Here is a 26,842-nt window from a genome sequence, read left to right as displayed (position 1 = left end):
GAGATGTGATGACATGTGAAGAGTTTAGTGAATATGATTGGATTTACGCGAGAAAATCGGCTTATGTTTGTTTTAGCTGATATTTTTTTAACTTCCGATAAAGAGTGGACCTGGCAATATTCATTTTTTTGGCGACAGCTGATAAATTCCAGCCTGTTTCCTCTAAAAGCCTGACAAGCACTTTTTGCTCTTCGATTTCAATTAAAGATAAATCTTTAAGCTGGTTATTGATGGAGAGGCTCATTCTGTTTTCAATAAAGTATGCCGGTAAGTCTTCTATCCTAATAACAGGAGAATCACTAAATATGACGGCATACTCAATGACATTTTGCATTTCTCTTATGTTGCCGGGCCACGAATATTCTAAAAAGTAATTTAAAGTTTCTTGCGCAATGGAAAGGGATTCTCTCGCATACTTTTTTGCAAATTTTTTTAAGAAATAATCAGCAATCAGAGGAATATCTTCCCTTCGCTCACGAAGAGGAGGAATATTAACCGTAACAACGTTAAGTCTAAAAAATAAGTCTTCGCGAAAAAGCCCTTGTTTACACAAGGCATATAAGTTCTTATTCGTTGCAGCAATAATTCTCACATTGATTGGAATCGTTTGAGATGAACCCAGCCTCATAATCTCCTTTTCTTGCAGCACCCTAAGCAAATGGACTTGCAGATCTAGCGGCATCTCGCCGATTTCATCTAAAAACAAGGTTCCTTCGTTTGCTTCCTCAAATTTTCCTTTCTTCCCTTCTTTCGAACCTCCGGTAAAAGTTCCGCTTTCGTAACCGAACAGTTCACTTCCAATCAATTCTTTCGGAATTGCGCCACAGTTTATTGCTAAAAAAGGTTTATCTCTTCTCTGACTGGATTGATGTATTGATTTTGCAATTTTTTCCTTTCCTGTACCGCTTTCTCCCAACAGAAGAATCGGAACATTTGAAGGAGCAGCCTTATAACATTTGTTTAGTGCTGTTAACAATGCATCCGATGTCCCAATAATATCGTTCCATGGCTCATCCTTGAGAATGTATCGCGCAGTGGTACGGAATACCTTTTTGTTATCCTTCAACACGACCATATATCCAGCAACTTCCCCTTTAAAATGAATCGGCTCGATTGCTAAAACCTTGAAATCTCGAACTAGCAAATCGCTGGAAATATCGTTTTTCGCAGAGAATTTGGACATTCTTTTCATCTCATTTATTAAAGGATGAAAATCAGGATTTACCGTCAAATCTCCTGCATGTTTCAGGTTAAATAATTCCATTAGCTTTTCACTGCTCTTCACAACATAAAAGGCATGGTTCAGTACTAGAATATGATCGTTTTTCCATTTATTTGCACATTGAAAAAAATAATCTATTAAATAGTTGTTCACTTTCATATAGACGTATGCAAGCTGTTTTTCAATCACTTGTGCAGTGGATACAGCTAAACCAAGTGTATGAGGCTGAGCATCTTCCCAAAATCCTGTAAAATCGATGACACCGATGACCTCTTTTGTGAAGGGATGAATGATAGGAGCTGAAGAACATGTCCATGGATGACATCCTTGACAAAAGTGTTCTGCAGAAAAAATTTGAATGGGATTTTGGGTGACGATACACGTTCCAATCGCATTTGTACCTGCTGCATTTTCGCTCCAGTCCATGCCAACTGTGAAATTCATTTTTTCCGCTTCCCGCAAAACATACGGTTCACCTTTTAAATAAATTATGCAACCGTTTTCATCTGTCAGCGTGATAAGATACCGAGTACCTTTCAACTTATAAAATAAATTATCAATAATCGGTTTCGCAATTTGATATAGCTCAGATCCTTTTAACAGATGATTTAATTCGTATTCTGTTAAAGCTGCCTTCGTTTGCAATTGCATCGGGTCAACTCCAGTTTCCTGACAGCGGCTCCAAGAATCTAAAACATTTTTTCGTATTTTGCCCGATATTTTATCTTCCCACGATCTTTCCACAAACATTTCCCATAAAGTTTCCAAATCTCTTTTTTTATCTGGCAAGTTGTGCGTAGAGAAAATAGATATATATGGATTGCCCATGTACTCCCCCCTCCTCTTGAACATATTATCAAAATTTTTCGAAAATAAATTATAAAAATACTTTATTCGGGGGCTTTAAAAGCAAAAAACTTACCACCCCCGTAGTTCTTAAGGAATTACACACCAGTGATGATAAGCAAGGAAGTGACAAGTGTTACCACAATTATTAACGTATTTACTCGAAGATATCAAGTGTCTAGATTCGCATTTTTAATCTTTTGAATCAAATTCATGCGTTCACCAACGCTTTATCAAAACGATGTCAAATGTTTAACGCATTTGCTCAAGTGTGCATGCGACAGATTAATTTTGAGCAATACGTTTTGAACTGCTTGTCGTAAAAAATTCTGTTTCTTTATGGTATTCTCTCTAAAAATGAAATAATGTGTCAACTTTCTATAGTTTTTTTAAAACTGCTTTAAATAAAAGTGGATAACCTTTGTGATGAAAACACTAGGTTATCCACTTGCTGTTCGATTGTGTCAGCCTTTAGTCAGAAACGAACTCCTGATTGATGATTTATTTCACTTGAGGTATCGGACGCTTCAGCCATTCATTGTAAAATGCATCAATATCTGGTTCAAAATCTTTTAAGATTGGATACCAAGGTGTTACAGCTTCTACCTCCAGTTGACTTGCACAATTTGGGCAATAGTATTCACGTATAACCTGCCACTCCGGATCTGGAGCAAGCAGTTTCGGATACAGCTCCACCATTTTTTCCTCTGTATCACGAACGTATATAAGCGCATGAAGTTTCCAGTTGTCACTTGCCTCACAAAATTCATGTCCGCAATCACACTTTACGACTCGTTTGCCATCTGGCTTCAAAACGATATAAAGGTGAAGTCCAGCCGGCAATAGAATTGGATCATCCCATGGAACTCTTTCCTGCAAAATGCTGATATATTTATCAAATCGGTCAGTATCCTTAAAATTTGAAAGCATTTCTTTTAATTTGTAAAAATCAATTGTTCCGTCGATCAGCTCTTCAATCGTCTTACGATCATATTGTGCCATGTTCTCACCCCGTTTTTTTCTGATGATTTATTTTTGCTCCAAAGGTTGGTACACCTAACTCATCTTCTGATAAATGCCATTCTGTCGGCAGATTCCAGAACTGTTTAAACTCATTCGCAAATTTTTCACTTAAGGCAAAGCTGCCGGCATACATATGACGAACCTGCACAGCCGCTTCTTTGTTTAGAATTTTTTGTCTCTCCTGCTCCATCCATTCTTTTACAGGAACCCCGCGCTTTAGACGCTCTTTTCTTATTTTTTTGCGGCGTTTTTCTGTCGCTTTTTCATCAACGATATACTTGCCTTTTTCATTTTTGCTGACAACTGCTCCGTAAACGCTTTCTGCATAACGCGGCAGCAGCAGTCCTTCATTTAAATCATCCTCAATCATTTTCGGCTTGCGCTCAAGCGGATCCCCAAAACCAGGACCCCCACGAAGGTAATTTAAATACAGATCGTAATTTTCAAAAATTGTTTCTGTTGTAATGGATTGCTTATCACGGATAATTTCCTTTGCTTCCATTAAAGTATCGTATTCTGGATTATCTGGATCACTGTCTCCCCCTGTAGGAATAGGCAGTCTTTTTTCGATCCGTTCTTTCAAATTCGTTCCATGTGCTTCAAAACGGTATCCTGATGCTGCTGGATAGCCTCCCATTAAACCGCAGTCACTTGACATAAAGCCATTTCCCATAAAGAACATCGTCCAGTCTTTTGCACCATATACCATCCGCAAAGTCTCGTAGCCGCTGCCTCCCCGGTATTTTCCATACCCTGCTGTATTTGGTTTTATGCTTCGTCCCAAATAAAGAAGCGGTTCTGCGAGCTCCCAAATTTCCATATCTCCCATATCACCTTCAGGGTTCCAGATGGCTGCCGCATGGTTAATACCGTCTCTTACCGCACTTGCTCCGACCCCTTCGGCTGCTGATTCGAAGCTGTTAACGGCATGATTTTCGTTAAATTGGTTATATCCTCCTCCTTGCAGCCAGTTAGAAGTGTTGGCATTTCCGGCGTTAACTTCTTCTAAATACCCGCGTGCAAAGTAGTTGCGGCTAAGTGCACGCCATAACGGACTCCATGCAGATACAAGGAAGTGCCATGCATAGCTGTGAGCGGTCCGAATATCGTCCGGATTTAGCCATGAACCGTAAGGCAAGTCGAACTGGCTCGCATAATAAGCGCCATCATTAACCCGATCGTTCGGGATGAGCGTTTGCGACATCATGACCCATATTCCGCTCGTAATCGAAACAGGTGTAGCATTGTAGCTGTGCCATCCCCATCTGTTAACGCCTTCAAAGTCGATTTGGAACTTGCCATCTTTGTGAACAGTCAGTTCTGTTGGGGCATGCATAATCGTGTTTACACGAGCGTAAGGAGGAACATCAAGGTTTTTATATGGTACGTCCACAAATGAAACTTGGCGGTATTTACCCGGAATCAGCAACGTTTTTACTTGATTGACAAAACCGCGCCGTCCATCCTCAATTACCTCGCGAATAAATTGTTTATAAGTGTCGACACCTTCCTCCTTTACAATATCAAGGACAAGATCTCTGATCATATGGCAGCCGGCAACGCGAGTCCGTTCATCAAGAAGCCAGTACTTTGTTGTTCGAACAGAACGCTGGCTTTCAATAAGCCAATCTTTTAAGAGCGTATCGTTTTTACCGATTTTACGGCAGGCCACTTGATAACCGTCATCGTAACGGCTAACTGGTCCAACGGTCATACTTCCTGGTGCAGTCGCCCCAACATCAATTACGTGGGTAACTCCGCCAACCCAGCCTATCAGCTCGCCCTCGTAAAAGATTGGAACAATTGTATGAACGTCACATGGGTGCACATTTCCGATCTGGCAATCATTGTTACAGAAAATATCTCCGTCTTCAATTCCCGGATTCTCTTCATAATCGTTTTTAATCATGTATTTAATCGCTGCGCCCATCGTCCCGACGTGAATGATAATTCCAGTAGAAGTTACAATCGAATCTCCTTCCGGAGTGTATAAAGTAAAGCATAATTCCCCTTCTTGCTCAACAATCGGGGAGGCCGCCACTCTTTTGGCCGTTTCCCTTGCATGCACAACTCCTCCCCGTAATTTTGAAAAGATCTTTTCATAGCGGATTGGATATGACTCTTTTAATGGCAATGTTTTTAAACCTGCGTAATGTCCTGTCTCTCGGCTGATTTCATCAATTTCTTTGCGCATTTGCTTGAGTGTTTTTCCGTGCCAACCAATATTTTTCTGGCTTTGTATTGTTTTTTCAGTAATCGTCATGAAAAAATACCCTCCTTTTTCCTTAAAGTTCTTTTAAGTGGAAAATGCGATGCTCATCAAGATATGTTTCAAAACCAGGTGGAATCACAAACGTTGTGGCTGGTGATTCTAAAATTGAAAATGCACCGATTTTGTTCCCTGGCTTCAATTTTTCCATTTCCCAAATGTTTGCTTTGATCCACTCGCCCTTCCAATACACATCACGCTGGCCAAGAAACGCTTCTGACGGCGGAGTTTCTCCAGATAAAGGCTCCTCAGGAATTTTCGGCTTTGCCACTTCAACAATACCGCGTACGATTGCTCCTGTGATGCTGTAACCGAGTTCAGGCGATTTGGCCGCTTTTGCGTAAATTCTCGCATACGTTTCTTCGAATGCTTTGACAAGCTCTTCCCAGTCGTTAATATCCTTAAACTTTTGAATCGGCGATTCAATTTCAAGGTCGTTTAACTGACCTTGGTACTGCATGCGGAAATAAAGACGGAAACTCACATCTTGTCGTTTAAAGTTATTTTTCTCAAATTCAGCTGCCACTTTTTCGATTAGTTCATCCCAAGCATCCTGCAATTCTTTACCTGCCTTCAGCTTACTGCTGTCTTCATCTCCGTTGTTTACATTGATATCAAGTGTTTTATCATAGCGGTATTCAAAGTCTGCCGCACCGCAGCCAAAAGCAGAAAATCCAGCTGCCCACGCCGGTACTAGAACATCTTCAAAGCCAAGACCTTTTGTGTAGCCGGCAGTATGAAGCGGACCACCGCCTCCATAAGAGAAGCATACATATTGAGATGGCGAATACCCTTTTCCAAGGATCATAGATTCAAGGTAATTGCGCAGTTGCGACTCAAGCAGATCGATAACACCGTATGCTGCGTCTTCAACAGATAATCCGAGCGGATCGGCGACCTGCTTCTTCAATGCTTCATAGGCTCTTTCCGGATATAGCTTAACCTCGCCGCCAAGGAAATTATCCGGGTTGATTAGTCCAAGAACAACGTGGCAGTCGGTTACTGTTACCGTTTCTATACCGCCTTCCGGATAACAAACGCCGACTCTCGAACCTGCGCTGTCCGGTCCAAGTGTTAATGATTTGAAGTTCGGATCCACTCGCACAAAGCTGCCGGCCCCAGCTCCAACAGTATCCATGGAAACAAGCGGTAATGATAGTACAAGCCTTGCCATATCTGGGCTTGTATTAATACTCAAATCCCCTTGAGTAATAAGCGCCATATCAAAACTTGTTCCGCCGATATCCGAGCATGCAATATTGCGAATACCGAGTTGTTCACCAAGATATTTCGCGCCAACTACTCCCCCAATCGGACCTGAAACGAGCGTTCTTGCCAGTTCATTTGCTCGCGTACTTATCGTTCCACCGTGGCTGGCCATGACCCGAAGATCAAATTTTGCCCCGTGATTTCTTAACATGTTATCAATTTTCGACAATGTCTCCCGAGACGGGTCTGCTGCATATGCTTCAATAATGGTTGTATTTGTGCGGTGAGACTCTTTTCTAACAGGGTAATAATCAACCGATGCAAACACAGGCACTTCTTTTCCGACTTTCTTCATGACTTCCTTTGCAATATCCCTAATTTTTCGTTCATGCTGCGGATATTTGTAAGAATGAAGCAAACTGATCACAATTGCTTCGACATCCTGTTCCAGAAGGTCCAATACTGCTGGTTCCACTTCATGTTCATAAAGCGGAATGACAACGTTTCCAAATAAATCGACTCTTTCTGTTACGCCTCTTGTCAATTCTCTCGGTACAAGTGGAGGATCGTAACGATGAGTATTCAAGTGTAAACGGTCTGAATAAGAATATCCTAGGTAAGCCTGGATCGCCCGGCCCATTCGATGGAAATCCTCCATCCCTTTATTAACGATCAGACCGACGCGGCGTCCTTTCCTTGACACGAGACGATTCAGCATCGCTGTTCCGGAGTAGACACCCGCAAGCAATTTAGGAAATTCTTCTTCTACTGTTGTGTTCCAGTAAGTTAGTGCATCCCTTGCAGAGTTGAGAAGACCAATTGATTCATCTTCAGGTGTGGATTGTGCTTTTCCGACGACAAATTCACCATTGTCGTCAATAATGAAGGTATCTGTCATCGTTCCCCCTGCATCGATAGCAAGTATTTGTGCATTCCGAGTTGTTACTGCTTCCATCCATTTCTCTCCTTTCTTTTTTCAAAAATTGATTTTGTTTTCGCTTTTTACTTTGCAACATTCGTGCCAATATTAAAAATTATCAAAAAATTAAGGAGAGAAAAGGCTTTCGTAAATTAGAGAATGGTGAAAGAGAATGATGAATTGTAGTGAATCGCTACACTGTTTCGCTACAATTTTTTCGTACAACAATACAGCTAAAAAAGAATTTGTTGCAATTCGCCCATAGAATTTTGTTGCTTGCTCCATACAATTCGACAGACAGCTTAAGCTCGATCAAGAGATTTTTTGTAAAAAAATAGACCATCTTTTAGTCTAGTAAACATAAAAATAACGACAAGGAATTTTCCAAGGGACAACAAAGACGACTTGAATGACAAAGCCACTATTGTACCGTCCTAATTTTATGATGGAAAATTTGATGAACAAATAACTGCAGTTTCATTTTGTTTCTAAGTAAAAAACAAGTTTGAATGTTCTCAAATTTTCACCGGAAACAGTTGATACTTTGATGAAAGTCCCCATTATCGAAACGATAAATACGTTTGAAAAATCATAATGGATTTTCTTTAAGCATTTCCAGCAATTTTTTTAAAGCAAATGAGTGATATCTGCCTTTTCTCGTAATGATGCCGAGTCTCCAAAGAAGAGGCGGATCTTTAAGCGGAACAATCGTGATGTTGGGGCTGTTCTGTTTATGAAAAATCATTTTCGGCATTAAAGTAATACCTAGTTTTGATGAAACAAGCTCAAGAATTAAATCCCATTGCGAGCTTTCATATGAAACAATTGGAGTAAAGCCTGCATTTTTACATGTGTTGACAGTAGCGTTGCATAAAAAAATTTAATGTTTGTCAAGCTCAATAAAAATTCCAGTTATTTCATGTAACTGAATATTCAGACATACAATCTTTCTAAGCAAGCTTAAAAGGACAATGACGTCTTAATCGGCAGTCCATTTCCACAATTTGGTAATATATTACAGAAACATTGGATCATAAACTAAATCGTCTAGGTGTTCCACCTCCCCTTCTTCAAATTGGTACACGATGGTTTCAAAATCTTTTTCCCAATGGTATTTTTTCCGACCGTTGGACGTTCGAATTGGCTTTTTAAAAAGGGAGCGAACAAAACAGTCAAAACCTTTAAAAAGCAGATTCTGTAAAGTTCGCTTGATCTCTAATAAAGGACCATCGTGATTCACTTTTAATTGGAGCATGGCCTGTAAGCAATAGGTGATTAGGGCGATCCAAATTTGATTGTAAACGGCATTTTGACTTTTTCCATAAAATCTTTTTATCTTAAGGTGCTGTTTCATCCATTTAAAGAAGGTCTCTATCTTCCAGCGATATCGGTATAAATCTGCAATCTCTTCCGCAGAAAGATCAAAGCAATTGGTTATGATGATCACGGGATTCCCTTCGCTGTCGACCGTTTCGATCAATCGGAGAGGATGAGTCATTTTGGTATGATTACGGTCATTTCCTAAAATGACAATCTGATCCCTATAAATCAAACGTTCTGGATTGGGAATCCGTTCCGATAAAACTTCAATCTCTGCGTTCTTTTTAAGCCGGGTAATGAATCGCACCCCTTCTCGGCATAAGCGGTCGAACTGTTTGTAATCGACATACCCTCGATCAAACAAGTAAATCGCATTTGGATCGATTTCAATGAGTTCGTCCATCTGTGTGCGATCGGCATGTTTCGCGGGTAAGATAATCCCTTGATCCGGAACAGTGATATCCTTCGTTACAACAACCTTTAAATGGAGTCGAACACCAGCCTTTGTCTTACGAAAAGTTGCCCATGGATATTGGCTCAAACTCATGCTCATCGTGGTAGAATCAATGACCAGAAGACGACCAATGTTTCGGATGATCGGGGCATTTTTCATTTGCCCTTGGATCTTTAAGACCAGATATTTAAATACTTTTTCAAACAGTTGAGGGGATAATTGGCCTAATTTGCGAGAAAGTTGCGAAGTACTAATTGCATCAAATTCCAGATATGTCTGCAACTCTTCCTTGTCTTTCAAATGTTTGGCCAATTTTGTTAAGCTTTCCAATTCGTTTAACTGAGCGATGATACAAAGTTGTAAAAACTTATACGCCGTTAATTTTTTAATGTATTTGTCAACGTCAATCACATTAATTAGTTTTGAAAAAGTTATTGGATCGATCTCTTTAAATAGTTCATTTATTGTGGATTCTGTGGTATTCTTATCCATAATGGTTTCTCCTTATTCTTAGGATTTGGATAGGACTGCCAATCCTAATTATAAGGAGTTTTTTTATATCCAAAAAGATGAAATTTAACATAAAATTGGGCTTGACAAATTAAAATTAACTTAATGCAATGCTACTGATGTGTTGATGATGTAATCGTGGAGTTTGAAGTTTTTCGAAAACAATATAAACGGTTCATCTTTTAATTCATGTACTGAAACTGTTTGTTTTTGTGCAATTGGGTGGTCACGATGAATAAACAAGACAAATTCTTCTGTAATAAACGGATGAATATGAAAAACGGATTCGTCTACAGGCAGTACAACTATGCCAATGTCAATCTCTCCTTCTTCCACTAATTGTTCGATGACCTTTGCCCCAAGCTCTATAAGTTCAAGTTTCACATTCGGATAGTTTTGATGAAACATTCTAGCAATAGAAGGAAAAAACAAAGTTCCAATGAGCGGCGGAACCCCCATCTTAATCTCTCCAGTCGCAAGATTAGAAAGTTCATCTAATAACATTTTCATTTCTTCCAACGTTTCAATCAATTTTTTTCCTTGCTGATATACAATTTGACCTGCATCTGTCAAACGGAGATGACGAGTTGACCTTTCGATCAGTTCAACATGCAGCTCAGCTTCAAGCTTTTTAACGGCTTTGCTCAATGAAGGCTGTGATAAGTAGGAATATTCAGCAGCCTTTGTAAAGCTGTTATGATTGGCAACATCAATGAAAGATTGAATATCACGAAATTCCACCATACTCCCCCCTTATTTATTCACTATTGGAATAAATTGTATTCTTTTTATCTATTTTACTTATAGATAATGGGAATGTAAACTCTTACATAAGACAAAGAAAGGAGGAGATGTTCATGAACAAAATCATGAATTCATTTTCGGAAGCGGTTTCAGACATTCAAGACGGTGCATCCATTGTTGTAGGCGGATTTGGGTTGTGCGGAATTCCAGAAAAGACTATTCAAGCTTTACGTGACAAGGGGACAAAGAATTTGACTATTTACAGCAACAATTGTGGTGTCGATGATTGGGGACTTGGTCTTCTACTCAAAAATAAACAAATAAAAAAAATGGTCGCTTCCTACGTCGGGGAAAATAAAATTTTTGAACAGCAATTTTTAAGCGGCGATTTAGAAGTAGAACTTATACCACAAGGTACTCTTGCAGAACGAATGAGAGCAGGCGGAGCAGGAATTCCGGCTTTTTATACCGCAACAGGTGTCGGAACGCCGATCGCAAAAGGAAAAGAAGAAAGAGAGTTCAACGGAAAAACATATTTGCTAGAGGAAGCCATCGTTGCAGATTTTGCTTTTGTAAAAGCGTGGAAGGCTGATACTTATGGGAATCTTGTGTATCGGAAAACAGCGCGAAATTTTAATCCGCTTGCCGCAATGGCAGGTAAAATCACCATAGCGGAAGTGGAACAAATTGTTGAACCTGGTGAACTTGATCCGGACGAAATTCACACACCATGTATTTATGTTCAACGCTTACTGGTAGGAACGAATTATGAAAAACGCATTGAGCGGAGAACAGTGGTTACTAAATAAAAGAAGGAGTGATCAGGATGTCTAACAATCGATTAAAGATTGTTAAGCGTGCGGTAAAGGAAATTGAAAACGGAATGATTGTCAATCTTGGCATCGGAATGCCAACACTTATTGCCAATGAGATTCCGTCCAATTTCAACATCTTATTACATTCAGAAAATGGGCTGCTTGGCATTGGACCTTATCCGGTTGAAGGGGAGGAAGATCCCGATTTGATTAACGCTGGTAAAGAAACGATTACTACAGTGCTCGGCGCTTCATTTTTTGACAGTGCCGAATCATTTGCAATGGTTCGTGGAGGACATATTGATCTTGCTATTTTAGGAGGTATGGAAGTTTCAGAGAACGGCGATTTAGCCAATTGGATGATTCCAGGGAAAATGGTCAAAGGTATGGGCGGAGCAATGGATCTTGTAAACGGTGCGAAACGTGTCATCGTCATTATGGAACATTTGAACAAGAGCGGGGAATCGAAAGTGAAGAAAGAATGTACACTTCCACTTACTGGAAAAGGTGTCGTCCATCGATTGATTACCGATTTAGCCGTGTTTGACTTTACAGATCAAGGGATGGTGCTGATTGAAACAATGGATGGTGTTTCAGTTGATGAAGTGATAGCAAAAACAGAGGCAAAATTCACAGTTTCTCCTGAACTTTCGGAGGTGAATTAAATGGTAAAGACAGTTATTTTAGAAGGAGCGCGTACCCCGATTGGAAAATTTAACGGATCGCTTGCTCAATTAACAGCATCACAGCTTGGCGGTATTTCGATGAAAGAGGCTTTAATGCGAGCAGAAGTAAAGCCTGAAGATGTGAATGAAGTCATTTTCGGAAATGTTCTTCAGGCTGGACAGGGACAGATCCCGTCGCGCCAGGCAGCACGTGAAGCAGGTATTCCTTGGAGCATTAAAACAGAAACAGTGAATAAAGTTTGTGCATCCGGTCTTCGCAGTGTAACAATGGCTGATCAAATCATTCGGGCAGGCGACGAAGAAATCATTTTGGCAGGCGGCATGGAGTCAATGTCAAACGCTCCATATGCATTGAAGAACGCAAGATGGGGGTTAAGAATGGGTAATGCACAGATGGTTGATTTAATGATTCATGATGGCCTGTCATGCAGTTTTACTGGTGTTCATATGGGGACGTACGGAAACAAAATTGCGAAAGAGTATGAAATATCGCGTGAAGAACAGGACAATTGGGCTGTGAGAAGCCATAAAAGAGCAATTGCAGCAATCGAAGAAGGCAAGATGGCAGAAGAGATTGCAGCGGTTGAAATTCCACAGCGTAAAGGCAGCCCGCTTGTCATTTATAAAGATGAATCACCGCGAAAAGACACAACGAAAGAGATTCTGGCAACATTACCTCCTGTATTTGACAAAGATGGAACGATTACAGCCGGCAACGCACCTGGAATTAATGATGGAGCTGCAGCGCTTGTACTGATGAGCGATGAACGGGCAAAAAGAGAAGGTAAAAACGTTCTTGCAACCATCATTGGTCATGCAGAAGTTGCGGTTGAAGCAGAAAATTTTCCAATAACACCGGGTCTTGTCATTCTTGAGCTATTGAAAAAGACGGGGAAATCTGTCGATGATATCGACTTGTTCGAAATTAATGAAGCATTCGCAGTCGTTGCACTCGCTAGTATAAAAATTGCGGGAATCGATCCGGAAAAAGTGAATGTAAATGGCGGTGCTGTTGCCCTTGGTCACCCAATCGGCGCAAGCGGCGCGCGTATTCTTTTGACACTAGCGTACGAATTACGCCGTCGCGGAGGAGGGATTGGAATCGCAGCGATCTGTTCTGGAAGCGGTCAGGGAGATGCCGTGATGATTGAAGTAAAATAAAATGGATATAATTTGAAACCTATAAACAAAAAGAGTGAATTTGACCAAACTAATTATTATATTGATTTAATAGAAACATAATCGCCATTTTGCATCAAGCTTTGATTCTATTAAAACATTTAGCATCAGTAGTTTTGTGCGCCAGTGCAAAATAAAAAAAGAAGCCTCCATAAAATCAGGCCCCATTGAAAGCAAAAAATCATAAACATCGATATATCAACGTTTCAAAACATTAAAGGGGGCATCAATAAGCCGTAAAAGCGACTTATTAGACACCCCCGTATTTTGTATTAATTTTTTATTTTTTTCATCACATTGTTCGTTCCGCGGCCGAAATAGTTTACCAATTTTTTATACTCTTCATAATACAAATTATATTTTTCTACGTGATCCTGTTTCGGATAAAAAACTTTGTCTTTTAATTTGGCCATATTTGCTGCTGCTTCTTCGATCGTATCGTATCCACCTAGTTTTGATCCTGCAGCAACAGCTCCGAACATTGCAGCTCCGATGGCTGATGTGATTTTGTTAGATGCGATCTTGATTGGTCTTGCCGTTACATCTGCATATATTTGCATGAGCATTTCATTTTGATGAGGCAGTCCGCCGCATGCAACCAATTCATTAATTTCGATTCCTGCATTCTCAAAGCTTTCAATGATCAAGCGTGTCCCGAATGCTGTTGATTCAATTAATGCACGGTAAATTTCTTCAGGTTTTGTATTCAGCGTAAGACCGACTAATAAACCTGACAAATTGGCATCAACTAACGGAGTTCTATTTCCATTATGCCAATCCAATGCCAGCAATCCTTTTGATCCTGGAGGCAATGTGCTGGCTTTTTGTTCCAAATATTGATGAATAGATAGATTTTTGGCCTCCGCTTCTCTTTCGACATAACCCGGCACAAGCTCTTTGACAAACCATGCAAAAATGTCGCCAACAGCAGCCTGGCCTGCCTCATATCCGTAGTAGCCAGGGATTATTCCATCTTCGACGACTCCGCTGATTCCTTCGACAAACTCTTCTTTTGTGCTTAACAGCATATGACAGGTGGAGGTTCCCATAACCATAACCATGCTTCCAGGTGCGGTAACTCCTGCACCTGGAACAGCAGCATGAGCATCTATAATTCCAATGGCAACCGGTGTTTTTGGTTTTAGTCCAATTTTTGCTGCAAACTCTTCCGTCAGCTCGCCAGCCTTGCTGCCGATCGGAACCACTTCACCCGACAGTTTTGTTTCATAAATATTTTCCATCAATGGATGAAGTCTTTTTAAAAATTCTTTTCTTACATAGCCTTCCTGTTTATGCCACATTCCTTTATAGCCGGCAGAACAGCTATTTCGTTTCACTTCACCGACCATCAGCGACGTCAGCCAATCAGCTGCTTCAAGGAACAATGCCGCTTCATGATAGAGCTCCTCACGATCATGTATAATCTCTAATATTTTCGGCAGCATCCATTCTGACGAAATTTTTCCACCATAACGCTTTAACCATTCTTCATTCGACTCGCTTGCTAATTGATTAATTGTATCTGCTTCTGGCTGCGCTGCATGATGTTTCCATAATTTTACCCATGCATGCGGCTCATCTTTCCATTTTTCCTGAAAACATAATGGTGTTAATTGTTCATCGACAGGCAGAATTGTACAGGATGTAAAATCAATTCCTATGCCGACGATATCATCTTTGCTCACCCCGGAATCCTCTAACACTCTCGGGATGGACGTTTCCAGCACATCTAAATAATCTTGCGGGTGCTGAAGAGCTGTACTGTTTTTCAGCTTCTTCTGCTTATGAGGAAGAGTTTCCGTTATGACTCCATGTTTATATTGTGTGGAATGAGTACCAGCAACCTCACCAGTTGCAACATCTACTAAGACAACTCTTCCAGATTCAGTCCCAAAATCTACTCCGATTGCGTATTTTTTCATAAGCATCCCGTTCCTTTGTTACTTGTTATTTATAGATCGGCCCAAAGTTTTTACATGCTCTGTAATCAGCGCCTTCAAGATCTTTTGTTCCAAACATGCTCCAAGCATCTGGTCTGAATATTTTTTCCTCAGGTACATTGTGCATATTTACCGGAATGCGAAGAATGGATGCCAGCGTGATTAAATCGGCTCCAATATGACCATAGCTGATGGAACAATGGTTGGCTCCCCAGTTATTCATAACCGAGTAAACATCTTTAAATGCACCTTCTCCGGTTAGATTCGGAACAAACCAAGTGGTAGGCCAAGTTGGATCGGTCCGTTTGTCAAGCACGTCATGAACTTCTTCCGGCAAATCAACCGTATATCCTTCTGCAATTTGCAGAACAGGACCCAGCCCTTTAACAATATTTAAGCGCGAAATCGTTACAGGCATGCCGCCTTTTGTTAAAAAGTCAGTTGAATATCCGCCGCCTCTGAAGTATTCAGTTGAAGCAGGTCTAAATTGTGTTGCTTCCAAGCATTTTTTAATATCTTCATCTGTCAATTCGTAGTATGGTTTAATAACTGGTTTGCCGTCTTTTGTTTGTTCTCCTGTTCCATCCAATGCAGCCGCTCCAGAATTAATTAAATGGATGATTCCGTTTGCCGCTCTCCCTTCAAGAGTATAGCCAGTTACCCGCTTGACAGCCTCCGGACTCCAATAAGTTCTCACGTCGGCAAAAATTTGCGCCGTATTAGTTAAAAGGTAGCCGAACAACATGGAAATGCCGTTCAAGTTATCATTTTCCGTTGCAAAAATATATGGCGCTCTTTTTCCGTTCCAGTCAAAAGATGAATTTAAAATCGTTTCCATAAAATCTCCATTTGGGAAATAGTCGGTCCATTGACGCTGTCCTTGGAAACCAGCAACAATGGCGTTTCTTCCTAGAGCTTCTTCTCCATATCCCATTTCTTCTAATTTTTTATTGCCAACCATTAAGTCGCGTGCGATAAGAGCCATTTTTACGCTGATTTCCCAATCTTTTTCCTTCTGCTCTTCTGTTCTTTTAAAGCCGTCGCGATTGTTGTCCGGACCAACTTTACAGTTTTCCTTCACCCATTTTAAGGCTCTTTCATATTCCTCTTTATCGTAAATTTCCAGTTCAATTCTGCGCACGAATTCGCTCATATCAACATATTCATTTCTCATTCCAAGATAGTTTTGGAAAAAGTCTTCTTGCACAACACTTCCTGCAATTCCCATTGATACAGATCCAATGGAGAGATAAGATTTACCCTTCATCATAGCAACAGCCAGTCCTGCTTTTGCAAAACGAATGAGCTTCTCTTTTACATCTTCAGGTATATTCGTATCTCCTGCATCTTGAACATCCTTACCGTAAATTCCAAAGGCAGGAAGTCCTTTTTGGTTATAACCTGCTAGAACAGCAGCTAAATAGACAGCGCCAGGTCTTTCTGTTCCATTGAATCCCCAAACTGCTTTCGGAATGTGAGGATCCATATCCATTGTTTCAGTTCCATAGCACCAGCATGGAGTAACAGTAATCGAAACGCCAACGCCTTCTCTTGCAAACTTTTCAGCTGCTTCTGCCGCTTCTTTTACTCCTCCAATACATGTATCTGCAATCACACATTCCACTGGCTGTCCATTATAATAAAAAACATTTTCCTCCAGTAATTTAGCTACAGCTTTTGCCATGTTCATTGTTGTTTCTTCTAATGATTCACGAACTCCTTTTCTTCTGCCGTCGATCGTCGGGCGTATTCCTATCTTTGGTAGATTTCCTACATATCGTGGATCTTTTGCCATCTTTCATTCCTCCTGTATGTTATTTATTTAATGATTGCTAGAAATGATTTATAATGTTTTTCCCAATGATCACAGTTTTCGGGTTCATATGTTTTAAAGCTAAAGGAGTTGGTAACAATTTTTCTTGCTTCTTCTAAGTCTGCAATTTCTCCAAGGGCAATTAATTGAGAAAGCATATTGCCGATTGCGCTGGCTTCCACCGGCCCTGCATAAACGGTACGCTTTGCGGCGCCAGCAATAAATCGACAAAACCATTTGTTTTGTATTCCCCCGCCTCCCATATGAATCGACCGGATGTTATGATGGATTAAATTTTCCAGCCGTTCGATCACGAAACGGTATTGAAAAGCTAAGCTTTCCAATATACATCTCAAAAATTGCCCTTTCGTTTCCGGAATAGGCTGTAAAGTTTTTTGACAATAATCTTGAATAGCCTTCAGCATGCTTGGCGGGTTAAAAAACGATGGATCATTTGGATTTATAAAAGAACGGAACGGTTCTGCTTCTTCTATCAGCCGGCTTTCTTCTTCATAGGAGATGCCTTCGCCATTATCGTTCCATTCTTTTTTACACTGTTGAATAAACCATAAGCCGGTATTGTTTTTTTGCAAACGGAACTTCCCGTCAAATGTTCCTTCATTTGTGAAGCCCCATTCATAAGCTTCATCTGAAACAACCGGCTTTTCAACCGTCACACCGATCAGCACCCATGTTCCGCAGCTCATAAAACAGCTTGTTTGATCATTTTGAATCGGCATGGCACCTAAAGCACAAGCTGTATCGTGTCCTGGAACCGCGATGACATTGGCCGGATCGATCCCTAATTCCTTATTAATAGATGCTTTCGTTTTGGCCAAAATGCGATTCGTTTCTACCAGAGGTGCAAAATTCACCTTATCTGCAAACAGCTTATTTAAAATCGTCTCATCCCAATCTTTTTTTTCCCAATTTAATAGTTGAGAAGTCGACGAGATTGTAAATTCATTTTTGATTTCACCTGTAAACAAATAGGCGAACAGACTCGGTGTCATTAATATATATTTTGCCTTTTCTATTAGCTCAGGCCTTGTTTTCAAAATCGCATACAGCTGATAAAGCGTATTGATGGCAGCTGGCTCTACGCCAGTCATTTGAAAAAGTTTTTTCTTATCTATCTTCTCATGGACTTCATCCATAAAGAGAACGGTATGTGTATCCCGATAAGAATACGGGTTTTCTAATAGATCTCCTTCCTCAGAAATGAGACCGAAATCTACTCCCCATGTATCAAAACCAATTCCATCGATCCTTTTTCCATAAACCTCGACAAATTTTTTTATTCCTTTTTTCATTTCAGTAAATAAGTAGTTTAAATCCCAATGCAAATGATCTCCGATCGTGATGGGGTTATTTTGAAAACGGTGAATTTCTGTTATGTTTAATTTTTTATTTTCATATTCTCCGAGTATTAATCGACCATTCGAAGCACCCAAATCAAAAGCTAGTACTCTTTTCATGTCATACGCACTCCCGTAAAATAAGCCTGTTTATGACTTCTTCTTTAACAGACTGGCCCGATACTTTTCGGATGATAAATTTCGTAAATCTTCGCACTCTTGTTCCGTTAAAATTCTCGGAGTACCGACAGTTGAAGCGATGGTAAATACTTTGGCTGATTCTTCGGTTAATTGCATATAAAAAAATGCTTCTTTCATCGTTTTGCCGACTGTGAGCACCCCATGATTCCTCATCACAATGACATCGCTGTCATGGATGACTTCTCCAACAGCTTCTGCTAAAAGATTGGTTGTAGGAATAATATAATCTAAGTAGGAAACTTTCTTTACCATTGCAGGAAAATCGGGGAAAAGCATTGGGATATCTTTCCCTGCACTAGAGACTCCAACAGAGTAGCTAGGATGCGCATGCAACACTGCATTGATTTCTGGATTTCGCCGAAAGCATTCTAAATGCATGAGCAATTCGGAGGAAGGTTTTAAATCTCCAAAAACTTCTCCAGTGTCAATTTTTACTTTAACCCATTGATCATCTTCAATCTCCTTTAAATCAAAGCCGCTTGGTGAAATGTACATGTATTCACCATCACGCATGCTGAGATTTCCACCGGCTCCAACAACTAAACCAGCATCTACAATTTTATGTGCATATTTTTTTAGTTCTCCGATTACTGCTGACATTAAATTCCACCTCTAGTATATGTTTATCATCTTGAAAACAATTTTTAAGTTTCGTTTCACCCTGTTTTTATGAGCTGGTTAATCTTTTTCCCCTTCAAGTATTTGTATAACTGGGGCTGCAAAATGCATCCCCAGCTTTCAGGTTATTATTCGTAAATGGCAGATTTAATTTCTTCATTATCAAGATTGGTTTTGTCATACCAATAGAATCCTGTGTCAATAACCTTTTCTACTTTCTCGCCATTGATTGCTTGAACAGCAGCTTTTACTGTTTCATAGCCGATACCGACCGGATTTTGTGTAATGGCTCCTGCCATTGTACCGTCTTTAATCGCTTCAATTTGCTGTTTACCAGAGTCAAAGCCGATGACAACAATTTTGCCTTGTTTATTCATTTCTTTTACTGCATTAATTACACCGATAGCTGAACCTTCGTTGGCACCATAGATCCCTTTTAAGTCAGGGTGCGCTTGGATGATTGCTTTCGCTAAGTCTGTAGATTTTAATTGGTCACCGCCGCCATATTGAATGTCGACAATTTCAATATCTGGATATTTTTCTTTTATTCTCTCAACAAATCCATCTCGGCGGTTAACACCAGTTATACTTGTTTGGTCGTGAACAATTAGCGCAACTTTTCCTTTGCCTCCAATTTTTTCAGCCATTTTGTCTGCCGCTAACGCTGCAGCAGCTTTGTTATCTGTAGATGCAGTTGCCAAAGGAATATCGCTGTCAACCCCTGAGTCAAATGCAATAATCGGAATACCTTTTTCATCCGCTTCTTTTAATAAAGGAATTGATGCTTGGCTGTCTAGAGCAGCAAAACCAATTGCATCCGGCTTTTTATCAATAGCTGTTCTTAACATTTCAATTTGTTTGTCGACTTGAGATTCACTTTCTGGACCTTCAAACGTAATTTCTACGTCAAACTCTTTTGCTGCTTGTTCAGCACCTTTTTTAACAGCTTGCCAGAATTGATGCTGGAATCCTTTAGAGACAATAGCGATATAGGGTTTTCCACTGTCGCCTCCTGCGGATTCAGAGCTTCCTTCGCTCTCGTTTTTCGAGGAGCTTCCGCATGCTGACAAAATGAGCGACAACATTAAAATACCGCATAGAGTTAACAACCATTTCTTCACTGAATTTTCCCCCTTATAATTTTTTTATTTTTTAACTCTAGTTTGTAACTAGAGATAAAAAACGGAATTTAACTGCTTTTGCCTCGACGGATAATATCGATATAAACTGCAACCAAAATGACAAATCCAACAACAACTGTCTGCCATTCTTGAGGGATTGACATAATTCTCAAACCGTTTGTTAATACGCTCATAATAAGAGCCCCAATAACTGTTCCTAAAATAGTTCCTTTACCACCACTTAACGAAGTCCCTCCGATAACGACAGCTGCAATTGCTTCCAACTCATACCCGGCTCCCAAAGCAGGCTGTGCTGAATTAAGCCTTGAAGCCATTAAAACTCCTGCTATTCCTGTAAACACACCTGCAACCGTGTAAATGATGATTTTCCATTTATCCGTATTGATACCGGATAATCTTGTCGCTTCTTCATTGCTTCCAATAGAAGTTGTAAAGCGGCCAAAAATAGATTTCGTTAATAAAATTCCTGCAATAATTGCCATAATAATGAAAATTAGGACACCGTTAGGCAAATTAAATCCTGGTATAATTGAACCTAATGCAATTTCACTGAAGCTAGGTTTATCACTAAAATAAATTGGAGTTGCATCTGAAATAACAAGTGCTAATCCTTTCGCGATCATCATCATCGCCAATGTTGCAATAAATGGAGGAATTTTTAATTTTGAAACACTGAATCCGCTTATAAATCCCATTAAAGCACCAGTCAGAATTCCGCCTAAAATGCCGACTATAATTGGCAAATCCCAAAAGACGATAAATACCCCTGTCATAACAGCACATAGCGTCATTCCTGTACCAATGGAAAGGTCAATTCCTCCAGTCATAATAACAAATGTAGTTCCTAACGCCATGATTCCGATAACTGTCGTTGATAATAATATCCCAGTAATATTAGTCCAATTTAAAAAGTTATCGGAGGAAATGGTAAAAAACAGAATAAGTACAATTAAACTAGCAAATGCCAATATTTGTTGCAGTGCATTGGATTTTAATAGATTTCCACTCTTTTTTGTCTCTGTGTTAGGTGCAGTTCCTGTACTCATATTGATCCTCCTCGTTTTGTATTCCAAATCCTTTTGACATAAAGGACACTTCAATCGAACTTACAATTTATGATCTAGTTCGTGTTGCATAATCCATAATCTTTTCTTGAGATGCTTCTTCGTTTGTCAACTCTCCGGTGATTCTTCCTTCACACATGACGATGATTCGATGGCTCATTCTTAATATTTCCGGTAATTCGGAAGAAATCATAATAATGGATTTTCCTTGCTGAGCCAGTTCATTTAGCAGCTGATATATTTCAGTTTTCGCCCCAACATCAATTCCGCGTGTAGGTTCATCAAAGATTAAAATGTCGCAGTTTTTAGCAAGCCATTTGGCAATGACAATTTTTTGCTGGTTTCCTCCCGATAAATTCTTCGCTAGCTGTTTGATGCTTGGCGTTTTAATTTTCAGCGACTTTACATACTCTTCTGATGTTACATATCCTTTTGAGTCATTGACAAAGGTCAGCCAATTCACATAATTGCTCAGTGAAGAAATTAAAATATTCGAATTCACGTCCATTTCAAGCATTAAGCCATATCGCTTTCTGTCCTCAGACAAATAGGCGATTCCGTGCTTTACTGCATCTTCAGGCTTATTGATTTTCACTTCTTTTCCATTGATAAAAATTTGCCCTTCATCGATTTTGTCAGCACCGAAAATGGCTCTTGCTACTTCTGTGCGTCCAGCTCCCATTAAACCGGCAAAGCCTAAAATTTCTCCTTTTTTCAAAGTAAAGCTGATATTTTCTAAAAAGTTTTTGGTCGATAAGTTTTTCACTTCCAGGACTGTTTCAGCCTCTTTTGAAACCGTCGTTGTAGGGCGAGATTCATCCTGGATGTGACGGCCTACCATTAACGAAATCACCTTTTTCATATCTGTATCTTTCGTATATAACGTGTCGATGTATTGACCGTCGCGCATGACTGTTATTCGGTCAGAAATGACTTTCAATTCTTCCATTCTGTGTGAAATATAAATGATGCCAACACCTTTGTTTTTCAAATTTTCAATTAAATCAAATAATGTTTTAATTTCAGATTCCGTCAAAGCGGCAGTTGGTTCGTCCATCACGATAATTTTCGCATTGTAAGATAACGCTTTCACAATCTCCACCATCTGCTGCTTTGCCACTGTTAAATCTGATACTGTTTCTTTAGGATTTAAATTAATATTGAGTTTCTCAAGCAACTCTGCTGTTTTTTCATTCAATTCCTTTTCCTTCAAAAAGAAATTAAATCCGGTGCGAGGCTCCCTGCCAATAAAAATGTTTTGGGCAACCGTTAAATCAGGCATTAAATTTAGTTCTTGGTGTATAATGCTAATGCCCATTTCCTGTGCTGCTTTCGCATTAGGAATTTCAACTTTGTTGCCTTCTAAGTAGATTTCACCTTCATCTTTTTGATAGACTCCAGACAAAATTTTCATTAAAGTCGATTTTCCAGCACCATTTTCGCCAACTAATGCTAGAACTTCCCCATAATTTAAATCCAGTCGAACTTTTGATAATGCCTTTACTCCAGGAAAACTTTTGCTTATCCCTTCCATTCTTAATAATTGAGCTGACATCCTATCACCTACTTTACGTAACTGTCATTATCCGTCCTGAATTTTTGTTCCACTTTTACATTAATAAGATTTTTCAGATTTTTTCGCGGATTGGTACTGCTTCCAATCATTTAAAAACCCTTTTAACCCGATATTTGTAAGATCTGACGCAAACATTTTCTTAAAAATATAAAATGGCATCGTTACAGCATCTGCGCCTGATTTTGCAAGATCAACGACAACCTGCGGATTTCGGATGCTTGCTCCAATAACTTTCGTTTCCGCATGCATTTGATGAATAATTTCTTTTGCCTCTTTAATAAATTGCAGCCCGTCAATCGCATGATCATCCATTCTTCCGATGTAAGGGCTTATAAAATCCACCCCTGCTTTGGCAGCTAATACAACTTGAGGCAGTGTATAAATAAGAGTCATATTCACCTTTATGCCTTCCTGTTTCAATTGATAAGCTGCGGATAATCCTTCTTCAGTCATCGGGAGTTTAATGACAATATCTTTTCCCCATGTGGACATTTCTCTCCCTTCAAGGATCATTTCTTCAGCTGTTTCTCCTGTTACCTGGCACCAGACTTCTCCATTAATTTTGGAGGAAATATCCACAATAATTTGCCGAAACTCTCTATTTTCTCTTGAAATAATGCTTGGATTTGTTGTAATCCCTGCTAAAAAGCCATATTTTGAAGCAAATTCTATTTCTTGTTCATTTGCGGTGTCTAAATAAATGTCCATGATTTTCCCCCTTTCTCGCACAATTGTTTGTACATTTATTCAATCCCGTTCCATTGATTAAAAATCGGCTCCACTTGTTTATAAACTTGTTTAAACGCTTTCAAAGCTGTTTGATAAGATTGATGGTTGCGTTGATCTGGTTCAAATGATTCAGCTTCAACACACCAAGCTTTCGCTGCTGTCAAATCTTTCAGAAGGCCTACTCCTACACCGCCTGCAACCGCAGCGCCCATTGAGGTCGTTTCATCCAAAATTTTCGGTATACGGATGGTAACACCGAAAAGATCAGCCAGCATTTGCCGCCATATTCTGCTTTTCGCTCCGCCTCCAAACAGCCATATGTCTTGAAATGGCCGATCATAATTTTCTTGCAGAGCATCGAAAATAAGTTTTAAATTCATTGAAATCCCTTCCAAAACAGCACGAATCAAATCAGATCGTTTATGATTGATCGTCAATCCTATGAAACTGCCTTTTGCGTTTGGATTCCACCAAGGAGACCGCTCCCCCATTAAATACGGAAGAAAAATCAATTGATTGGAGCCGATTGGTGAGCTTTCAGCTTCTTCATTCATCATTTCATAAATATTCTTCGCTGCATCCGTTTTCAAAACGTCTTGAAACAGTATGTCTCTTAACCATTGAAAGGAAGTCCCTGCTGCTTGCATCGTTCCGATGGGAATATATTTATTTTCATCCAAATGGATAAAATTGAATGTCCGCATTTCTTGATCAAAAACTGGACGAGATGACGAAAATGAGATCCAGGAAGAAGAGCCAATGTAATTAAAAATATCTCCCTCATCAATCGCACCTGCACCTAATGCAGCACAGCACCCATCTGCACCGCCCATTACAACAGGTGTACCAGGCATCAGACCTGTTTCTTCCGCCGCCTTTGAATGAACTTCACCAACAACCGCTGTTGAAGGCAAAATCTCAGGCAATTTTTCATCATCAATTTGCCATAATTTTATTAATTCTTCCGACCACTCTTTCTTTTTAATATTTAATAGATTCGTGCCGCTTGCATCAGAATAGTCGGTGGCAAATTTACCCGTTAGTTTAGCAATTATATAATCTTTTGCTTGTAAATATTTAAATGTTTCTTTATGAACAGCTGGTTCATTTTCTTGAATCCAATTAATTTTTGCTGCAGAATAGGATGGGGATAATCTGTTTCCAGTAATTTCATAATGTTCTTTCATTCCTATCTTTTCTGCAATTGCTTCTGTTTTTTGCGCCGAACGCATATCAGCCCAAATAATTGCATTTCTTACAGCTTCTCCTTTATGATTGACTGGGACAGCCCCCATCATCTGGCCGCTGAACGTAATGCATGCAATTTGTTTCGGATCAATTTTCGCTTCTGAAATAAGTTGTTTTGATGCATTTGCCACGGCATCCCACCAATCATTCGGATTTTGTTCAACCCAATGCTGCTTCAAAAAAATGGTGGAATATTGATAGGTAGTATGAGCTATGATTTCACCGTCCGGCGATATTAATGTGGATTTATTTCCGCTTGTCCCAAGATCATGAGCAAGAATAAATTTTTGCACCATATTGTCTCCACCATCCTATCGCTTCCATCTTGAACGGAAAATGTACTAGTTTCCCAATGAAATCTATTATGAAATGACACCTTTTTTTAAAATGATATTGGCATAAAGCGCACTCTCGCTCGTTGCGATAATTGCATAAGCATTTTTGGCTCTTTCATAAAAGCTGAATCTCTCCATAAATTCTATATCCCATGGTTCGGAACATTTTTTCTCCAGAAGTTTTTTATATTCGTCCCAAATGGCCGGTTTGCTTTCATTTTGGTTTACTACTTGCATGAGAGCCACCGGTTTATCCACAAAAGTATCCAACGGAAACAAATCTAAGATAGAATCCAACAGCTCAGGAACACCATGTCCGTCAGCTCGAACCAATCTTTGAGCAAAATTTGCTGCCGGAAAATTCCCGTCTGCAATGACAATTTCGTCACCATGGCCCATTTCCATCAAAATTTTTAACAGCTCAGGAGAAAGATTCTTTGGAATACCTTTTAACAACGCTTACACAACCTTTGTTTATTTTTGTTTGTTTTTATATTATCAAATATACCAAAAAAAATAAAGAGTGTTATTATAAAAAATTTTTTGTTTTTTTTGTTTTATTTTGAAACAATTTGACCTCTTTTACGATAAAGGAACGATTGTGATTTTTGTGTTTTTTCCCTCAAACTCTTTTTTATATGCTGGATGGATATTGGAATCTGTAATAATTTCGTCCACTTTCTCAATATGATTGATTAAAGCGAACGTCCTAACGCCAAACTTGCTGGAGTCAACTAGTAAAATGGTTTTATCTGCTATCTCCATCATTTGCTTTTTTATTAATGCTTGCCATTCATTCGAATCGCTGAGTCCGCCTTCAAGATGCACACCTTTACAGGATAGGAAAGCTTTATTGACATGGTATGTTTCCAATGACCGTTCTGCGAGAGGACCAATATACGATAATGATTTTGAAGAGAGCATTCCGCCGGTTGACATGACTTTAATTTGATCTTTGACACTTAATTCAATTGCTACTCTAATGGAATTTGTTATAACTGTTAGTGGTACATTCGGCAGTTCCTTTGCCATATACCATGCCGTCGAACTTGCATCTAAAACAATCTGGTCTCCTGGTTGTATGAGCTTAACTGCTTCTGCAGCGATTGCTTTTTTTTCTTTGGCATTTGTGACTTCACGTTCTAAATAGGACAATTCGAGCTGCTGGTCTCTTTCAATGCTGACCGCTCCCCCGTGGCTGCGCAGAAGCCTCCCTTCCTTTTCCAGCTTTTCTAAATCTCTTCGTATCGTCTCCTCCGTGACTGAAAACATTTTGCTAAGCTCCGATACTCGTACACTTAATTTTTTGTTAACGATTTCAACTATTTTCCTATGTCTTTCGGCTACAAGCACCTTGCACGTCCCCCCAATATGTTCAAAAGTTTTTCAATAGTTATCAGAAAATAATATACCACATTACCCCAATATGTCCTAAAGATTTCAAGCGCTGCCAGAAAATAATATACCACATTATAAAATGAATCATTAAATCATTGTCACCAATATTTTTAGCGCATCAGGCTCAAAGCAGTTTTCTCACAGCGCATCTATTATCTTTTAAAGCGGAAAAGGTTTTTATGCCCTTTTCCGCTTTCCGGAAGCCTCCTGATGGTTAAGTCTCC

Annotated in this window: 21 protein-coding genes; 3 read left to right on the top strand and 18 right to left on the bottom strand. The window is 39.6% G+C overall.

Annotated features, from left to right (window positions below):
* Positions 1-61: 61 nt before the first annotated feature.
* The 7 genes from NSQ41_RS03405 to NSQ41_RS03375 all read right to left on the bottom strand — a co-directional run bounded on the left by NSQ41_RS03405 (position 62) and on the right by NSQ41_RS03375 (position 10,513).
* Positions 62-2,050 (bottom strand): sigma-54-dependent Fis family transcriptional regulator, encoded by a 1,989-nt coding sequence (locus NSQ41_RS03405; RefSeq protein WP_339211006.1) that lies wholly within the window; start codon positions 2,048-2,050, stop codon positions 62-64.
* A 519-nt stretch (positions 2,051-2,569) separates the two neighbouring features.
* The gene (locus tag NSQ41_RS03400; protein WP_063389236.1) at positions 2,570-3,070 is read right to left on the bottom strand and encodes an acetone carboxylase subunit gamma; all 501 of its coding nucleotides are present in this window, start codon (positions 3,068-3,070) and stop codon (positions 2,570-2,572) included.
* A gap of 4 nt (positions 3,071-3,074) precedes the next feature.
* Positions 3,075-5,354, bottom strand: coding sequence for a hydantoinase B/oxoprolinase family protein (locus NSQ41_RS03395; protein WP_339198811.1), 2,280 nt, complete (start codon positions 5,352-5,354; stop codon positions 3,075-3,077).
* A gap of 22 nt (positions 5,355-5,376) precedes the next feature.
* Entirely contained in the window at positions 5,377-7,524 is a 2,148-nt protein-coding gene (locus NSQ41_RS03390) for a hydantoinase/oxoprolinase family protein (protein WP_063389238.1), read from the bottom strand.
* A gap of 553 nt (positions 7,525-8,077) precedes the next feature.
* Positions 8,078-8,314 (bottom strand): LysR substrate-binding domain-containing protein, encoded by a 237-nt coding sequence (locus tag NSQ41_RS03385; protein WP_339211598.1) that lies wholly within the window; start codon positions 8,312-8,314, stop codon positions 8,078-8,080.
* 189 nt (positions 8,315-8,503) lie between these two features.
* A complete protein-coding gene (locus NSQ41_RS03380) occupies positions 8,504-9,754 on the bottom strand; it encodes an IS4 family transposase (RefSeq protein WP_339192832.1) in 1,251 nt (416 codons plus the stop codon).
* A 120-nt stretch (positions 9,755-9,874) separates the two neighbouring features.
* The gene (locus NSQ41_RS03375) at positions 9,875-10,513 is read right to left on the bottom strand and encodes a LysR family transcriptional regulator (protein ID WP_339211005.1); all 639 of its coding nucleotides are present in this window, start codon (positions 10,511-10,513) and stop codon (positions 9,875-9,877) included.
* Positions 10,514-10,623: 110 nt separating this feature from the next.
* Here NSQ41_RS03375 and NSQ41_RS03370 point away from each other — a divergent pair, with 110 nt between their 5' ends.
* The 3 genes from NSQ41_RS03370 to NSQ41_RS03360 are packed head-to-tail and all read left to right on the top strand — an operon-like array spanning position 10,624 to position 13,178.
* Complete coding sequence (locus NSQ41_RS03370) at positions 10,624-11,325, top strand: CoA transferase subunit A (RefSeq protein ID WP_063389240.1); 702 nt, start codon at positions 10,624-10,626, stop codon at positions 11,323-11,325.
* 17 nt (positions 11,326-11,342) lie between these two features.
* The gene (locus NSQ41_RS03365; protein ID WP_063389241.1) at positions 11,343-11,996 is read left to right on the top strand and encodes a CoA transferase subunit B; all 654 of its coding nucleotides are present in this window, start codon (positions 11,343-11,345) and stop codon (positions 11,994-11,996) included.
* On the top strand, positions 11,997-13,178 hold the full coding sequence (locus NSQ41_RS03360; RefSeq protein WP_063389242.1) for an acetyl-CoA C-acetyltransferase: 1,182 nt from the start codon (positions 11,997-11,999) through the stop codon (positions 13,176-13,178).
* A gap of 290 nt (positions 13,179-13,468) precedes the next feature.
* Here the strand turns inward: NSQ41_RS03360 and NSQ41_RS03355 are convergent, their stop codons facing one another.
* The 11 genes from NSQ41_RS03355 to NSQ41_RS03305 form a co-directional block, all read right to left on the bottom strand.
* Entirely contained in the window at positions 13,469-15,118 is a 1,650-nt protein-coding gene (locus NSQ41_RS03355) for a ribulokinase (protein ID WP_130156712.1), read from the bottom strand.
* A gap of 25 nt (positions 15,119-15,143) precedes the next feature.
* Positions 15,144-16,931 carry an L-fucose isomerase gene (locus tag NSQ41_RS03350; protein ID WP_063389244.1) on the bottom strand — a complete coding sequence of 596 codons (1,788 nt, stop codon included), beginning with the start codon at positions 16,929-16,931 and terminating at the stop codon, positions 15,144-15,146.
* 23 nt (positions 16,932-16,954) lie between these two features.
* Complete coding sequence (locus NSQ41_RS03345; RefSeq protein ID WP_311066879.1) at positions 16,955-18,427, bottom strand: rhamnulokinase family protein; 1,473 nt, start codon at positions 18,425-18,427, stop codon at positions 16,955-16,957.
* Between the two features lie 30 nt (positions 18,428-18,457).
* A complete protein-coding gene (locus NSQ41_RS03340; RefSeq protein WP_063389246.1) occupies positions 18,458-19,108 on the bottom strand; it encodes a class II aldolase/adducin family protein in 651 nt (216 codons plus the stop codon).
* Positions 19,109-19,254: 146 nt separating this feature from the next.
* Complete coding sequence (locus NSQ41_RS03335) at positions 19,255-20,211, bottom strand: ABC transporter substrate-binding protein (protein ID WP_066246995.1); 957 nt, start codon at positions 20,209-20,211, stop codon at positions 19,255-19,257.
* Positions 20,212-20,315: 104 nt separating this feature from the next.
* Positions 20,316-21,314, bottom strand: coding sequence for an ABC transporter permease (locus NSQ41_RS03330; protein WP_063389247.1), 999 nt, complete (start codon positions 21,312-21,314; stop codon positions 20,316-20,318).
* 67 nt (positions 21,315-21,381) lie between these two features.
* Entirely contained in the window at positions 21,382-22,887 is a 1,506-nt protein-coding gene (locus tag NSQ41_RS03325) for a sugar ABC transporter ATP-binding protein (protein WP_063389248.1), read from the bottom strand.
* 60 nt (positions 22,888-22,947) lie between these two features.
* Positions 22,948-23,616 carry a transaldolase family protein gene (locus tag NSQ41_RS03320; protein ID WP_066246789.1) on the bottom strand — a complete coding sequence of 223 codons (669 nt, stop codon included), beginning with the start codon at positions 23,614-23,616 and terminating at the stop codon, positions 22,948-22,950.
* 35 nt (positions 23,617-23,651) lie between these two features.
* Positions 23,652-25,181, bottom strand: a complete 1,530-nt coding sequence (xylB, locus tag NSQ41_RS03315; RefSeq protein ID WP_339211004.1) for a xylulokinase — start codon at positions 25,179-25,181, stop codon at positions 23,652-23,654.
* A 66-nt stretch (positions 25,182-25,247) separates the two neighbouring features.
* Complete coding sequence (locus NSQ41_RS03310) at positions 25,248-25,676, bottom strand: RbsD/FucU family protein (RefSeq protein WP_063389250.1); 429 nt, start codon at positions 25,674-25,676, stop codon at positions 25,248-25,250.
* Positions 25,677-25,802: 126 nt separating this feature from the next.
* Positions 25,803-26,573: a DeoR/GlpR family DNA-binding transcription regulator gene (locus tag NSQ41_RS03305; protein ID WP_066246791.1), complete on the bottom strand. Its 771-nt coding sequence runs from the start codon at positions 26,571-26,573 to the stop codon at positions 25,803-25,805.
* Between the last annotated feature and the right edge of the window lie 269 nt (positions 26,574-26,842).

It is taken from the genome of Aeribacillus sp. FSL K6-8210 (assembly GCF_037963925.1).
GTDB classification, from domain to species: Bacteria; Bacillota; Bacilli; order Bacillales; family Aeribacillaceae; genus Aeribacillus; species Aeribacillus composti.
The sequence above is the reverse complement of the archived record's forward strand: the minus strand, read 5'-3'. Positions and strand labels throughout refer to the sequence as shown.